This window comes from Phycicoccus jejuensis, from assembly GCF_044797865.1.
Lineage (GTDB): Bacteria > Actinomycetota > Actinomycetes > Actinomycetales > Dermatophilaceae > Phycicoccus > Phycicoccus jejuensis.
Window position 1 is genome coordinate 3,330,769 of the sequence record NZ_CP085209.1, and the last position, 14,323, is coordinate 3,345,091.

The 14,323-nt window shown below is 72.7% G+C and carries 8 protein-coding genes; 7 read left to right on the top strand and 1 reads right to left on the bottom strand.

Annotated elements, in window-relative coordinates; translation table 11 throughout:
* The first annotated feature begins 22 nt into the window (after window positions 1–22).
* Window positions 23–2,152, top strand: a complete 2,130-nt coding sequence (glgX, locus tag LG324_RS15825; protein ID WP_404349457.1) for a glycogen debranching protein GlgX — start codon at window positions 23–25, stop codon at window positions 2,150–2,152.
* A gap of 20 nt (window positions 2,153–2,172) precedes the next feature.
* Here the strand turns inward: glgX and LG324_RS15830 are convergent, their stop codons facing one another.
* Window positions 2,173–2,700, bottom strand: a complete 528-nt coding sequence (locus tag LG324_RS15830; RefSeq protein WP_030527840.1) for a hypothetical protein — start codon at window positions 2,698–2,700, stop codon at window positions 2,173–2,175.
* Window positions 2,701–2,810: 110 nt separating this feature from the next.
* Between LG324_RS15830 and LG324_RS15835 the strand changes: the two genes are divergently transcribed.
* The 6 genes from LG324_RS15835 (at window position 2,811) to glgB (ending at window position 14,309) form a co-directional block, all read left to right on the top strand.
* A complete protein-coding gene (locus tag LG324_RS15835) occupies window positions 2,811–4,124 on the top strand; it encodes an alpha-hydroxy-acid oxidizing protein (RefSeq protein ID WP_404349460.1) in 1,314 nt (437 codons plus the stop codon).
* A 130-nt stretch (window positions 4,125–4,254) separates the two neighbouring features.
* Window positions 4,255–6,795 carry a glycogen/starch/alpha-glucan phosphorylase gene (locus tag LG324_RS15840; RefSeq protein ID WP_030527838.1) on the top strand — a complete coding sequence of 847 codons (2,541 nt, stop codon included), beginning with the start codon at window positions 4,255–4,257 and terminating at the stop codon, window positions 6,793–6,795.
* Between the two features lie 66 nt (window positions 6,796–6,861).
* Window positions 6,862–8,889, top strand: coding sequence for a maltotransferase domain-containing protein (locus tag LG324_RS15845; protein WP_404349463.1), 2,028 nt, complete (start codon window positions 6,862–6,864; stop codon window positions 8,887–8,889).
* Window positions 8,890–8,903: 14 nt separating this feature from the next.
* Entirely contained in the window at window positions 8,904–10,637 is a 1,734-nt protein-coding gene (gene treS, locus LG324_RS15850; RefSeq protein ID WP_404353155.1) for a maltose alpha-D-glucosyltransferase, read from the top strand.
* Window positions 10,630–12,087, top strand: a complete 1,458-nt coding sequence (locus LG324_RS15855) for an aminoglycoside phosphotransferase (RefSeq protein WP_404349465.1) — start codon at window positions 10,630–10,632, stop codon at window positions 12,085–12,087. Before treS ends, LG324_RS15855 begins: the two co-directional genes overlap by 8 nt.
* Entirely contained in the window at window positions 12,084–14,309 is a 2,226-nt protein-coding gene (gene glgB, locus LG324_RS15860) for a 1,4-alpha-glucan branching protein GlgB (protein WP_051750390.1), read from the top strand. Before LG324_RS15855 ends, glgB begins: the two co-directional genes overlap by 4 nt.
* The last annotated feature ends 14 nt before the right edge of the window (window positions 14,310–14,323 follow it).

Sequence of the window (14,323 nt, forward strand, 5' to 3'; positions counted from 1 at the left end):
ACCGCCCGGCTAGGGTCCTGCCGTGCCCACCCGCCCCGCCCCGCCCGGGCCGACGACCCGTGACCTGCCGCCGCTCCCCGGGGTGACGCTCGTCCCGGGCGGCGCCGACGTCGCCGTGTACGCCGGGCACGCCGAGGCCGTCGACGTCTGCCTCTTCGAGCCCGGCGACACCGCCGGCACGAGCGAGCGAAGGGTCGCGCTGCGCGAGCGCGCCCACGGCTGGTGGTTCGGCTTCGTCCCGGGGATGGGGCCGGGGACGCGCTACGGCGTGCGGGTCGACGGCCCGTGGTCGCCCGACCACGGGCTGCACCACAACCCGGCCAAGCTGCTCCTCGACCCCTACGCCGGCGCCGTCGAGGGCGAGGTGGCGTGGGGCCCCGAGGTGTACGGCCACCGGGTCGACGAGCGGTGGCGCGGGGACCTCGAGCAGCGCTCGCCGCTCGACAGCCGGGGGCACGTCCCGCGCGGCGTCGTCGTCGACCACTCCTTCGACTGGGGCGACGACGCCCCGCCGCGCCGCTCGCGCAGCGAGACGGTCGTCTACGAGGCGCACGTGCGTAACCAGACGATGCTCCTGCCGGGAGTGCCGGAGCACCTGCGCGGCACGTACGCCGGTCTCGCGCATCCCGCCTCGGTCGAGCACCTGCTCTCGCTCGGGGTGACCACCGTCGAGCTGCTGCCCGTCCACGCCTTCACCCACGAGCCCCACCTCGTGCAGCGCGGCCTGACCAACCACTGGGGCTACAACACGCTCGGGTTCATGGCGCCGCACGCGCGCTACGCCGCCGCGTCCGACCCCCAGGGGGTCGTCGACGAGGTCAAGGGCATGGTCAAGCTGCTCCACGCCGCGGGCATCGAGGTCGTCCTCGACGTCGTCTACAACCACACCGCCGAGCAGAGCCGGTCGGGGGCGATGCTCTCGTGGCGCGGCCTGGACCAGCGCGCCTACTACCGGCTCGACGAGCGCGGGCGCGACATCGACGTCACCGGCTGCGGCAACACCCTCGACCTGCGCCACCCGGTCGTCTGCCGGATGGTCCTCGACAGCCTGCGGCACTGGGTGCAGACCTACCGCGTCGACGGGTTCCGGTTCGACCTCGCCGTCGCCCTCGGCCGCGGTCGCGGTGACGACTACGACCCCGACCACCCGTTCCTCGTCGCGCTGCGCACCGACCCCGTGCTCTCCCGGGTCGTGCTCGTCGCCGAGCCCTGGGACCTCGGGATGCACGGCTGGCGCACGGGGCAGTTCCCGCCGCCGTTCCTCGAGTGGAACGACCGCTTCCGCGACACCGCCCGGCGCTTCTGGGTCGGGGACGTGCGCGCGCAGTCGCTCGGCGAGCGCGGGCACGACGCGCGCGAGCTCGCGACCCGGCTGTCCGGCTCGCGCGACCTGTTCGGGGCCCGTGACCGCGGCCCGACCGCCTCGGTCAACTTCGTGACCGCGCACGACGGGATGACCCTCGCCGACCTCGTCGCCTACGACCGCAAGCACAACGAGGCCAACGGCGAGGACAACCGCGACGGGACCGACGGCAACGGCTCGTGGAACCACGGGGTCGAGGGACCGACCGACGACCCCGAGGTGCTGGCGGCCCGGACGCGCGCCGTCCGCGCCCTGCTCGGGACCCTGCTGCTCTCGCAGGGCGTGCCGATGCTCACCGCCGGCGACGAGATGGGACGCACCCAGGGCGGGAACAACAACCCCTACTGCCAGGACAACGAGGTGTCGTGGGTCGACTGGGAGCTCGCGCCCTGGCAGGAGGACCTCCTCGAGACCACCAAGCACCTGCTGGCCCTGCGCCGGGCGCATCCCGTCCTGCGCCAGCGCACCTGGCTGACCGGCCGCGAGGTCGACGACGAGGGGACGCTCGACGTCGCCTGGTACGCCGCCGACGGCCGGCCGATGGGTGACCGCTGGCACGGCGAGGGCACCCGCGTGCTCCAGATGGCCCTCGCGCCGCCGGTGGACGGCAGCAGCGCGGCGCTCCTCGTCGTCCACGGCGGGGTCGGCGACACCGAGGTGACGCTGCCCACCGGTCGCCACCGCCTGCTCTGGGACAGCGCGTGGGAGCGCCCGCGGGCGCAGGACGCGCCGCACGAGGGCACGGTGCTCGTCGCCGGGCCGTCGGTGCGCCTCTACGCGCCGGCCTGACGGCCCCGGTCGCGGGGGCCTCAGGCGGCGGCGATCCACCCGGCGCGCGCGACGCGCTGGAGCAGGATCACGGTGAGCACGCCGACGACGACGCTCGCGAGGAAGGCCAGCGGGTAGAGGCCGAAGCCGCCGGCGGTGAGCACGAGCGCGACGAGCAGGAGGACACCGACGACCACCGCGGCGACGCGCAGGATGCGCGCCCAGCGGGCCGAGTCGGGGTCGTCGGCCGGGGCCGTGGCCAGGATGCCGGTGCACAGCTGGTGGACGAGCAGCGTCACGACGACGATCTCGACCGTCAGGGCGGTGAGCAGCAGCGTGCCGAACCGCGGCGCGGCGAACAGCGGCGTGCCGAGGAACGCCCAGACCGGGATGCCGACGACGGCGGCCGCCCGCGCCCGGACGAACGCCGGGTGGACGCTCGCGGCGCCGGCGAGGCCGATGATCACCCACGCGTAGCCGACGAGGTCCGGCAGGACGTCCCAGCCGGCGAGCGGCAGGTCGACGACGACGACGAGAAGACCCCAGGCGACCCACACGAAACGCTGCACGGCACGACCCTAGGGCGTGCGGCCCGGGCCCGGTCGCCCGGTTCGCCCGGCGGGCCCTCGGACGGGTCGACCGGTCCCCGCCCGGCCCCGCACCGTGTAGACAGTCGGGCATGGCGGCAGCACCCAGGCAGGTGGCAGAGGGCATCGGACGCGTGGCGCAGGCGGCGATCTACCGGGCGGGATCCTTCGGTCGCCGCCCGGCCGTCCCCACCGACGGCACCCGCCTCGAGGAGGCCGCCGAGACGGTGATGTCGCGCCGCGGCTTCGCCTACGTCGCCGGCTCGGCCGGCAGCGAGGCCGGCGCCCGCGCCAACCGCGAGGCGTTCGACCGGTGGCGCGTCGTGCCGCGTCTGCTCGTCGACACCTCCGAGCGCGACCTCTCCGTCGAGGTCCTCGGCCGCCGCCACGCGACGCCGTTGCTCGTCTCCCCCGTCGGCGTGCTGTCCGCCGCCCACCCGGACGCCGACCTCGCCGTCGCCCGCGCCGCCCGGGACGCCTCCGTCACCCCGGTGCTCAGCACCCAGGCGAGCGTCCCGATGGAGACCGTCGCCGAGGCGCTGGCCGGCAGCCCGTTCTGGTACCAGCTCTACTGGAGCCGCGACGACGACCTCGCCGCCTCCCTCGTCCACCGCGCCGAGGCCTGCGGCGCCGAGGCCCTCGTCGTCACCCTCGACACCGCCTACCTCGGGTGGCGCCCCCGCGACCTCGACCTCGGCCACCTCCCCTTCGCACGCGGCGAGGGCATCGCGCAGTACACCTCCGACCCGGTCTTCGCGCGTCTCGTCGCCGAGCGCGTCGCCGCCGCCTCCGCCCGCCCGGCCGGACCGAGCCCGCGCCCCACCCCCGCCGCCGTCCGCACCCTCCTCGCGGTGAGCCGCAACCACCCCGGCGGCACCCGCGACAACCTCCGCTCCCCCGTGCCGCGTGCCGCCGTCGAGACCTTCCTCGACGTCTTCTCACGCCCCTCGCTCACCTGGGACGACCTGCCGCGGCTGCGCGGGCTGTCGAGCCTGCCGGTCGTCCTCAAGGGCGTGCTCCACCCCGACGACGCCACCCGCGCGCTCGACCTCGGGGTCGACGGCCTCTGGGTCAGCAACCACGGCGGCCGGCAGGTCGACCGCACCGTCGCCGCGCTCGACGCGCTGCCCGGCGTCGTCGCCGCCGTCCGCGAGCGCGCCCCCGGCACGCCGGTCCTCTTCGACAGCGGGGTGCGCACCGGTGTCGACGCGCTCGTCGCGCTCGCCCTCGGCGCCACCGCGGTCGGCATCGGCCGCCCGCACGTCTACGGGCTCGCCCTCGCCGGCGAGGAGGGCGTCGGCGAGGTCCTGCGCAACATCGCCGCCGAGCTCGACCTCACGGCGGCGCTGACCGGCGTCCGCACGCTCGCCGACGTCACGCCCGACCTCCTCACCCGCGCCGGCTGACCGGCATCCGGTCGAGGGGCTGCGCGCCACCCCCCGAGTGTGCAAGCGTTTCCGCACGAGGTCGCTACCCTGTGTCAGCGCACCACCGTCGCCGCGCCCGACCCACCTCCTGCCCGAAGGACGAGCACCGATGACCGACACCGTGCCCACGAGCTCCCTCGTCTCCGACGAGTCGCCGTCGACCGACGCCCGCCGGATCGGCCCGGAGTTCCGCACGACGCACCCGCTGGCCAACGGCCCGGTCGTCCAGCCGGCGACGACGGTCGACGGCTTCGTCGAGACCTTCCTCGCCGAGCTCAACTACAGCCAGGGCACGCTCCTGTCGCAGTCGACCGTCAACGACCAGTACCTCGCGCTGGCCCGGACGGTGCGCCGCTACCTCATGGCCGACTGGCTCGAGACGGGCGCGCGCCGCCGCCAGGCGCAGCAGAAGACCATCGGCTACCTCTCGGCCGAGTACCTGCTCGGCCGCCAGCTCGGCAACAACGTCCTCGCGACCAACCTCCAGGACATCGCCGAGGAGGCGATGCGCCGCTGCGGCATCGACATCGCGACGCTGCGCGCGCAGGAGGTGGAGCCAGGCCTCGGCAACGGCGGCCTCGGCCGGCTCGCGGCCTGCTTCGTCGACTCCCTCGCGACGATGGACGTCCCCTGCATCGGCTACGGCATCCGCTACGAGTACGGCATCTTCCGCCAGACCTTCGAGGAGGACCGCCAGGTCGAACGGCCCGACTCCTGGCTCTCGCTCGGCAGCCCCTGGGAGTTCCCGCACCCGGAGCGCCAGGTGCTCGTCGGCTTCGGCGGCTCGACGACCACGACGACGGACGACGCCGGCACCGAGCGGACCACGTGGACGCCCGACTGGAACGTCCTCGGGATGCCGTACCACTACATGGTCCCCGGCTTCCGCAACGGCGTCGTCAACACCCTGCGCCTGTGGAGCGCCCGCGCCACCCAGGCGTTCGATCTGCAGATCTTCAACTCCGGCGACTACGCCCAGGCCGTGCGCGCCCAGACCTTCGCCGAGAACATCTCGAAGGTCCTCTACCCCGAGGACTCCACGCCCCAGGGCAAGGAGCTGCGCCTGCAGCAGCAGTACTTCTTCGTCGCGTGCTCGCTGCACGACTTCATCGACAACACGCTGCCGGCGGACTTCGACCTGCGCCGCCTGAACGAGCGGATCATGTTCCAGCTCAACGACACCCACCCGGTGATCGCCATCCCCGAGCTGATGCGCATCCTCATCGACCGCAAGGGCTTCGACTGGGACGAGGCGTGGAGCATCACGCAGAAGTGCTTCGCCTACACCTGTCACACCCTGCTGCCCGAGGCGCTCGAGGTCTGGCCCGTCGAGCTCCTCGGCCGGCTGCTGCCCCGCCACCTCGAGATCATCTACCGGATCAACGAGGAGTTCCTCGAGGAGGTCCGCGCGGCCTTCCCCGGCGACGAGATGCGGGTGCGCCGGATGTCGGTCATCGCGGAGTACCCCGAGCGCTCGGTCCGGATGGCCTACCTCGCGACGGTGGCCGGCTCCAAGGTCAATGGCGTCGCCGAGCTGCACAGCCAGCTGCTGCGCGACAAGGTCCTCCCCGACTTCAGCGAGCTCTGGCCCGAGAAGTTCACCAACGTCACCAACGGCATCACCCCGCGCCGCTTCGTGCGCCTCGCCAACCGCCGGCTCTCCGCGCTGCTCAACGACACGATCGGCGAGGGCTGGGTCACCGACCTCGACCGGCTGCGCGAGCTCGAGCCCTACGCCGACGACGCCTCGTTCCGCGCCGAGTTCCGCCGGGTCAAGCAGGCCAACAAGGAGCGGCTGCACGACCTGCTCAAGGTCCGCGACGGGCTCGAGATCCCCCGCGACACGATGCTCGACGTCATGGTCAAGCGCCTCCACGAGTACAAGCGCCAGACCCTCAAGCTGCTCCACATCGTCTCGCTCTACGACGACGTCGTCTCCGGCCGCGTCGCCGCCGACGACATCGTCCCGCGCACCTTCGTCTTCGGCGCCAAGGCGGCCCCCGGCTACCACATGGCGAAGGAGATCATCTTCCTCATCAACGCCGTCGCCGACGTCGTCAACACCGACCCCGTCGTCGCCGGCCGGCTCTCGGTCGCGTTCCCGGCGAACTACAACGTCACCCTCGCCGAGAAGCTCATCCCGGCCGCCGACCTCTCCGAGCAGATCTCGCTCGCGGGCAAGGAGGCCTCCGGCACGGGCAACATGAAGTTCGCCCTCAACGGCGCGCTGACCATCGGCACCGACGACGGCGCGAACGTCGAGATCCGCCGGCTCGTGGGCGACGACCACTTCTTCCTCTTCGGGATGACCGAGCCGGAGGTCGAGCGGCTGCGGCCGGGCTACTCCCCCTCGAGCTACTACGAGGAGAACCCGCGCCTGCGCAGCACGATCGACCTCCTCGCGAGCGGCCGCTTCACCGACGGCGACCGCCAGGCCGTCGCCCCGGTCATCGACAACCTGCTCCACCAGGACGCCTTCATGGCCCTCGCGGACTTCCAGGCCTACCTCGACGCGCAGGCCCGCGTCGACGCCGCCTACCGCGACGAGGACGCGTGGTCGCGCTCGGCCATCCTCAACGTCGCGCGCTCGGGGTTCTTCTCCTCCGACCGCTCGATGCGCGACTACCTCGAGCGCATCTGGCGCGCCTGACCACGACGCGGACGGGCGGGTGACGCGACCCGCGCCACCCGCCCGCGTCCGTGTAGGTTCGGTGGGGTGAGTGATGCCCTCCGCACCGCCCCGCCCCAGGTCCCGATCGGCCGCATCCCGGTCCAGGACGTCCGCCCCGTCGTCGACCACGGGGCGCGCCCCGCGAAGGCCGTCGTCGGGGAGGATCTCGAGGTCTCCGCGACCGTGTTCCGGGAAGGCCACGACGCGGTCAACGCGACCGTCGTGCTCACCGACCCCGACGGCGCCGAGCACCACGTGCCGATGACGTGCACCAACGAGGGGCTCAACACGTGGGTCGCCCGCGTGACCCCCGACCGCACCGGCTGGTGGTCCTACCGGGTCGAGGGCTGGTCGGACCCCTACGGCACCTGGGAGCACGACGCGACGATCAAGGTCGCCGCCGACGTCGACACCGAGCTGATGCTCAAGGAGGGCGCCCTCGTCCTCGAGCGGGCCCTCGACGAGGTCGACCGCACCCCCGACCAGGAGAAGGTCCTCGTCGACGCCATCCGCACCCTGCGCGACGCGAGCCGCCCCGACCTCGTGCGCCTCAAGGCCGGCACGGACGCGGCCGTCGAGCTCGAGCTCGGCGCCCGCCCGCTGCGCGACATGGTCTCGCCGTCGGCCGAGCACGCGCTGCTCGTCGAGCGCGAGCGCGCCCTCTACGGCGCCTGGTACGAGCTGTTCCCGCGCAGCGAGGGCGCCCGCTACGACGCGGAGGACCACCGCTGGGTCACCGGCACGCTGCGCACCGCCGCCGAGCGCCTGCCGGCCATCGCCGCGATGAAGTTCGACGTCGTCTACCTCACGCCGATCCACCCGATCGGTCAGGCCGCGAAGAAGGGCCCGAACAACACCCTCGACGCACGCCCCGAGGACCCCGGCAGCCCGTACGCCATCGGCTCCCCCGACGGCGGCCACGACGCCATCCACCCCGACCTCGGGACCTTCGCCGACTTCGACGCGTTCGTCGCCGAGGCCGAGCGCCTCGGGATGGAGGTCGCGATGGACCTCGCCCTCCAGTGCTCCCCCGACCACCCGTGGGTCGCCGAGCACCCGGAGTGGTTCACGACGCGCGCCGACGGCACGATCGCCTACGCCGAGAACCCGCCGAAGAAGTACCAGGACATCTACCCGCTGAACTTCGACAACGACCCGGCGGGCATCTACGCCGAGGTGCGTCGCGTCGTCCAGGTGTGGATCGACCACGGCGTCAAGATCTTCCGCGTCGACAACCCGCACACCAAGCCGGTCGAGTTCTGGCAGTGGATCATCGCCGACGTGGCGAAGGACCACCCCGACGTCATCTGGCTGGCCGAGGCCTTCACGAAGCCGGCGATGATGCACACGCTCGCCAAGGTCGGCTTCCAGCAGAGCTACACGTACTACACGTGGCGCAACACCGCCCCCGAGCTGCGCGAGTACCTCCAGGAGCTCTCGGGCGAGGCGGCCGACTACATGCGGCCCTCGTTCTGGCCGACGACCCACGACATCCTCACGCCGTACATGCAGTTCGGCGGCCCGGCGGCGTGGAAGGTGCGCAGCGCCCTCGCGGCGACCCTCGTGCCGACCTACGGCATCTACGCCGGCTACGAGCTGATGGAGCACGTCGCCCGCCCCGGCGCCGAGGAGCAGATCGACAACGAGAAGTACGAGTTCAAGGACCGCGGCTGGGCGGACTACGAGCCCGGCGGCCCGAAGGAGGGCCAGTCCCTCGCGGGTTGGCTGACCATGCTCAACGAGGCGCGCCGCGCCCACCCGGCGCTGCACCGCCTGCGCAACATCCAGTTCCACCACGTCGACGACGAGAACTTCATCGCGTTCTCCAAGCGCCGCGTCCTCGACGACGGCTCCGACGACGTCGTCCTCGTCGTCGCCAACCTCGACCCGCACTCGACCCGGGCCACGACCCTGCGCCTGGACATGCCGGCGCTCGGGTTCCAGCCGGGCGACTCGTTCGAGGCCCACGACCTCGTGACCGGCGAGACGTGGACGTGGCAGCGCGACGTCTACGTCCGCCTCGGCCCGGAGGTCGAACCCTGTCACGTCGTCGAGCTGAGGAGGCCCTGGTGAGCGCGATCCCCGGGATGGGGCACAGCACCCCCGGCCTCGGCATGAACCAGCCGGGCCTGCGGCACGACCCCGAGTGGTTCCGCACGGCCGTCTTCTACGAGGTCCTCGTGCGCGCCTTCGGTGACTCGACGGGCTCGGGCGAGGGCGACTTCAAGGGCATCATCAACCGGCTGGACTACCTCCAGTGGCTCGGCATCGACTGCCTCTGGCTGCCGCCGTTCTACGCGAGCCCGCTGCGCGACGGCGGTTACGACATCTCCGACTACACGCAGGTGCTGCCGGAGTTCGGCACGCTGCCGGAGTTCCGCGAGCTCATCACCCAGGCGCACGCCCGCGGCATCCGCATCGTCACCGACCTCGTGATGAACCACACGAGCGACCAGCACCCGTGGTTCCAGGCCTCGCGCAGCGACCCGGACGGCCCGTACGGCGACTTCTACGTCTGGTCCGACACCGACGACCGCTACACCGACGCGCGGATCATCTTCATCGACACCGAGACGTCCAACTGGACCTTCGACCCGATCCGTCGCCAGTTCTTCTGGCACCGGTTCTTCAGCCACCAGCCCGACCTCAACTTCGAGAACCCGGCCGTGCACGAGGCGATCTTCGACGCCGTCCGGTTCTGGATGGACATGGGCATCGACGGCTTCCGGCTCGACGCCGTGCCCTACCTCTACGAGGAGGAGGGGCACAACTGCGAGAACCACCCGAAGACGCACGACTTCCTCGCCTCGCTGCGCCGGATGGTCGACACCGAGTACCCGGGGCGCATCCTGCTCGCCGAGGCCAACCAGCCGCCGCGCGACGTCGTCGACTACTTCGGCACCGAGGAGTCGCCGGAGTGCCAGATGTGCTTCCACTTCCCCGTCATGCCGATGCTCTACTACGCGCTGCGCGAGGAGAAGGCGTCGCCGATCATCGACGTCCTCGCCGACACGCCCGCCATCCCGGCCGGCACGCAGTGGGGCACGTTCCTGCGCAACCACGACGAGCTGACCCTCGAGATGGTGACGCCGGAGCAGCGCGCCGCGATGTACGGCTGGTACGCCCCGGACCCCCGGATGCGCGCCAACGTCGGCATCCGCCGCCGGCTCTCGCCGCTGCTCGACAACAGCCGCCCCGAGATCGAGCTGATCCACGCGCTGCTGCTCTCGCTGCCCGGCTCGCCCTGCCTCTACTACGGCGACGAGATCGGGATGGGTGACAACATCTGGCTCGACGACCGCGACGCGGTGCGCACGCCGATGCAGTGGACCCCGGACCGCAACGCCGGCTTCTCGACCGCCGACCCCGGCAAGCTCTACCTGCCCGTCGTGCAGTCGCTGGTGCACCACTACAACCACGTCAACGTCGAGGCGCAGATGGCCTCGGGCTCCTCGCTCCTGCACTGGGTGCGCGGCATGCTCGCGGTCCGCCGCGAGCACCCCGTCTTCGGGCTCGGTGACTTCACGGTCTGCGACTCCACGCACGACCGCGTCCTCGCCTACACCCGGGTCGACCGGCGCGACCGCGACGTCGAGGACCGCTCGGCCAAGGCGGTGCTCTGCATCAACAACCTCTCCTCCCGCCCGCAGGCCACGACGGTGACGCTCCCCGAGGAGCTCGCCGGCTGGGAGACGCGGGACCTGTTCGGCGGCACCGGGTTCCCCGACGTCTCCGCCGACGGCACCCTCACCGTCACCCTCGGCTCGCGCGACTTCTTCTGGCTGGCGCTCGACCCGCCGCCCGGGAGCGACCGTGGCTGAGATCCACACCGGCGCGAGCCTCACCCCCTCGAAGCAGGAGCTCGTCGAGGAGTGGATGGGTGAGCAGCGCTGGTACGCCGCGAAGGGCCGGCGACCCAGGGTGCGTCGGCTCGCGGCGTGGCGGCTCGACGACCCGGCCGGCGAGGTCGGCATCGAGACGATGGTCGTCGTCGACGAGTCCGGCGACGAGCCGGTCGTCTACCAGGTGCCGCTCACCTACCGCGGCGAGCCGCTGGCGTCCGCCGACCACGCGCTCGTGGGCACCCTCGAGCACTCGGTGCTCGGCCGCCGGTGGGTGTACGACGCGCCGCACGACCCGGCCTACGCCGCGCAGCTCCTCGAGCTCGTCCAGGGGCGGGTCCCGGCCGCGTCGTCGTCGGCCTCCGACGCCGTCGACGACTCGGTCTCGGGTGTGCCGCAGCCGAGCTGGACCTCCGCCGTCCGCGTCCGCTCGTCCCGGGTCCTCACCGGCGAGCAGTCGAACACCTCGGTCATCCTCGACACCGAGGACGAGTCCGGCGCCCGCGTGCCGCTCATCGTCAAGGTCTTCCGGATGCTCTCGCCCGGTGACAACCCCGACGTCGTGCTCCAGGGCGCCCTCGTCGACGCCGGCTCGCGCCGCGTGCCCGGGGTCGTGGGCGCGGTGACCGGCGCCTGGCCGCACCCCGGGCCCGAGGGCGACCGCCCGGCCCACGGCCACCTCGCCTTCGCGCAGGAGTTCCTGCCCGGCGTCGAGGACGCCTGGCGGGTCGCGCTGCGCGCCGCGGAGGACGGCACGGACTTCACCGGCCCGGCCCGCGAGCTCGGCGAGGCCACCGCCGAGGTGCACCGCACCCTGGCCGGTGTGCTCGGCACGAGCCCGACGACCCCCGAGCAGGTCGACGCCATCCTCGCGAGCATGCGCTCGCGCTTCGACGCCGCCGTCGCCGCCGTGCCCGGGCTCGCGGCCGAGGCGCCGGCCGTCGAGGCCGTCCTCGCTGCTGCCGCGGCGGCCGACTGGCCTGCGCTGCAACGCATCCACGGCGACTACCACCTCGGCCAGGTGCTGCGCTCCCCCGAGCGCGGCTGGGTCCTCCTCGACTTCGAGGGCGAGCCGCTGCGTCCGCTCGCCGAGCGTGTGCTGCCCGACCAGTGGGTCCGCGACGTCGCCGGGATGCTCCGCAGCTTCGACTACGTCGGCGGCACGCTCGAGCGCGTCGTCGGCCGCTCCGCCCGCTCGTGGGTCACCGCCGCCCAGGACGCCTTCCTCGACGGGTACGCCGCCGAGGCCGGCAAGGACCCCCGCCACCGTGCCGCCGTGCTCGCCGCCTTCGAGCTCGACAAGGCGCTCTACGAGGTGGTCTACGAGGCCCGCAACCGACCCGAGTGGCTCGCGGTCCCTCTCGACGCCGTGACCCGGCTGACCGCCCGCTTCTCCCCCGCCACCCCGCCGCAAGGAGATCTCTCGTGACCCCCTCCCCCAGCCCCGAGGTCGGAGGCGCCATCACCGCGCTCGTCCAGGGCCGCCACCAGCAGCCGCACGACCTGCTCGGCCAGCACCTCGAGCCGGCGGGCCTGCGCATCCGCGTCCTGCGGCCGATGGCCCGCTCGGTGCGGGTGCGCTTCGAGGACGGCGAGGAGCTCGCGCTCGAGCACGAGGCCGAGGGCGTGTGGACCGCCGTCCGGCCGGAGACGACGCGGACGATGGACTACCGCCTCCTCGTCGCGTGGGACGACGGCATCGAGCACGAGCAGGACGACCCCTACCGCTTCGCCCCGACCCTCGGCGAGGTCGACCTGCACCTCGTCGGCGAGGGCCGGCACGAGCAGCTGTGGACGGTGCTCGGCGCCCGGGTGCACACCTACCCGGGCCCCATGGGCGAGGTCCGCGGCACGTCCTTCGCGGTCTGGGCCCCGCGGGCCAAGGCCGTCCGCGTCGTCGGCGACTTCAACGGCTGGGACGGGCGCGTGCACCCGATGCGCCACCTCGGCAGCAGCGGCGTCTGGGAGCTCTTCGTCCCCGGTGTCGGCGCGGGTGCGGTCTACAAGTACGAGATCCGCGGCGCCGACGACGTCGTGCGCGCCAAGGCCGACCCGATGGCCCGCCGCACCGAGTGCCCGCCGCGCACCGGCTCCGTCGTCGACGAGAGCACCCACGCGTGGGACGACGCCGCCTGGATGGAGCAGCGCGCCTCACGCGACCCGCACACCGGCCCGATGAGCGTCTACGAGGTCCACCTCGGCTCGTGGCGCCAGGGCCTCGGCTACCGCGAGCTCGCCGAGCACCTCGTCAACTACGTGACCGACCTCGGGTTCACGCACGTCGAGCTCCTGCCCGTCATGGAGCACCCGTACGGCCCCTCGTGGGGCTACCAGGTGACGGGCTACTACGCCCCGACCGCGCGCTTCGGCGACCCCGACGACTTCAAGTACCTCGTCGACGCCCTGCACCGCGCCGGCATCGGGGTCATCCTCGACTGGGTGCCCGGGCACTTCCCGCGCGACGAGTGGGCCCTCGCCCGCTTCGACGGCCTGCCCCTCTACGAGCACCCGGACCCGCGCCGCGGCGACCAGCCCGACTGGGGCACGCACGTGTTCGACTTCGGCCGGCTCGAGGTGCGCAACTTCCTCGTCGCCAACGCGGTCTACTGGCTCGAGGAGTTCCACGTCGACGGCCTGCGGGTCGACGCCGTCGCCTCGATGCTCTACCTCGACTACTCGCGCAAGGACGGCGAGTGGATCCCCAACGTCCACGGGGGCCGCGAGCACCTCGAGGCCATCGGGCTGCTCCAGGAGGCCAACGCGACGGCCTACAAGCGGGTGCCCGGCATCGTCACGATCGCCGAGGAGTCGACCTCCTGGCCGGGCGTCACCCGCCCGACGTCCGCCGGCGGCCTCGGCTTCGGCCTCAAGTGGAACATGGGCTGGATGAACGACACCCTGCGCTACCTGCAGGAGCAGCCGGTCCACCGCCAGTACCACCACAACCTGCTGACCTTCTCGCTGATGTACGCCTTCAGCGAGAGCTTCGTGCTGCCCATCAGCCACGACGAGGTCGTCCACGGAAAGGGCTCGCTGCTGACGAAGATCCCCGGCGAGCGGCCCGAGCAGCTCGCGACGCTGCGGGCCTTCCTCGCCTACATGTGGAGCCACCCCGGCAAGCAGCTGTTGTTCATGGGCTCGGAGTTCGCCCAGCCGCAGGAGTGGGCCGACGGGCGCTCGCTCGAGTGGTGGCTCCTCGACCACGCGGCACACCACCGCGTGCACGCCCTGGTCAAGCAGCTCAACGCGCTCTACCGCGCGCACCCCGCCCTGTGGACGCTCGACGAGCAGCCCGCCGGCTTCCGGTGGCTCGACGCCGACGACAACACCGGCAACCTCCTGTCGTACCTGCGCCACGAGCGGTCCGACGGCACCGGCGACGTCGTCGTCACGGCCGTCAACTACAGCGGCGAGGACAAGGAGTGGGTGCGCCTCGGCGTCCCGCGCTCCGGCGACTGGGAGGTCGTCCTCGACACGAGCGGCTACGACGAGGCCGGCAGCCCGAGCCAGGGCGGCGTCGTCGTGTCCGCCGAGCCGACGCCCTGGAACGACCAGCCGTGGTCGGTCACGGTGCGGGTCGCCCGCCTCTCGACGGTCTACCTCGCGCCGGTCCCGGGCACCGAGCGTCCGGCCACCGTCCTCGACATCTGACGACGCGCGAACGG

What these genes read in the sequence shown, in the direction of transcription:
- LG324_RS15835 (WP_404349460.1), top strand. Translation starts at nt 2,811, where the DNA reads ATGGCGGCAGCACCCAGGCAGGTGGCAGAGGGCATCGGACGCGTGGCG.
- LG324_RS15840 (WP_030527838.1), top strand. Translation starts at nt 4,255, where the DNA reads ATGACCGACACCGTGCCCACGAGCTCCCTCGTCTCCGACGAGTCGCCG.
- treS (WP_404353155.1), top strand. Translation starts at nt 8,904, where the DNA reads ATGGGGCACAGCACCCCCGGCCTCGGCATGAACCAGCCGGGCCTGCGG.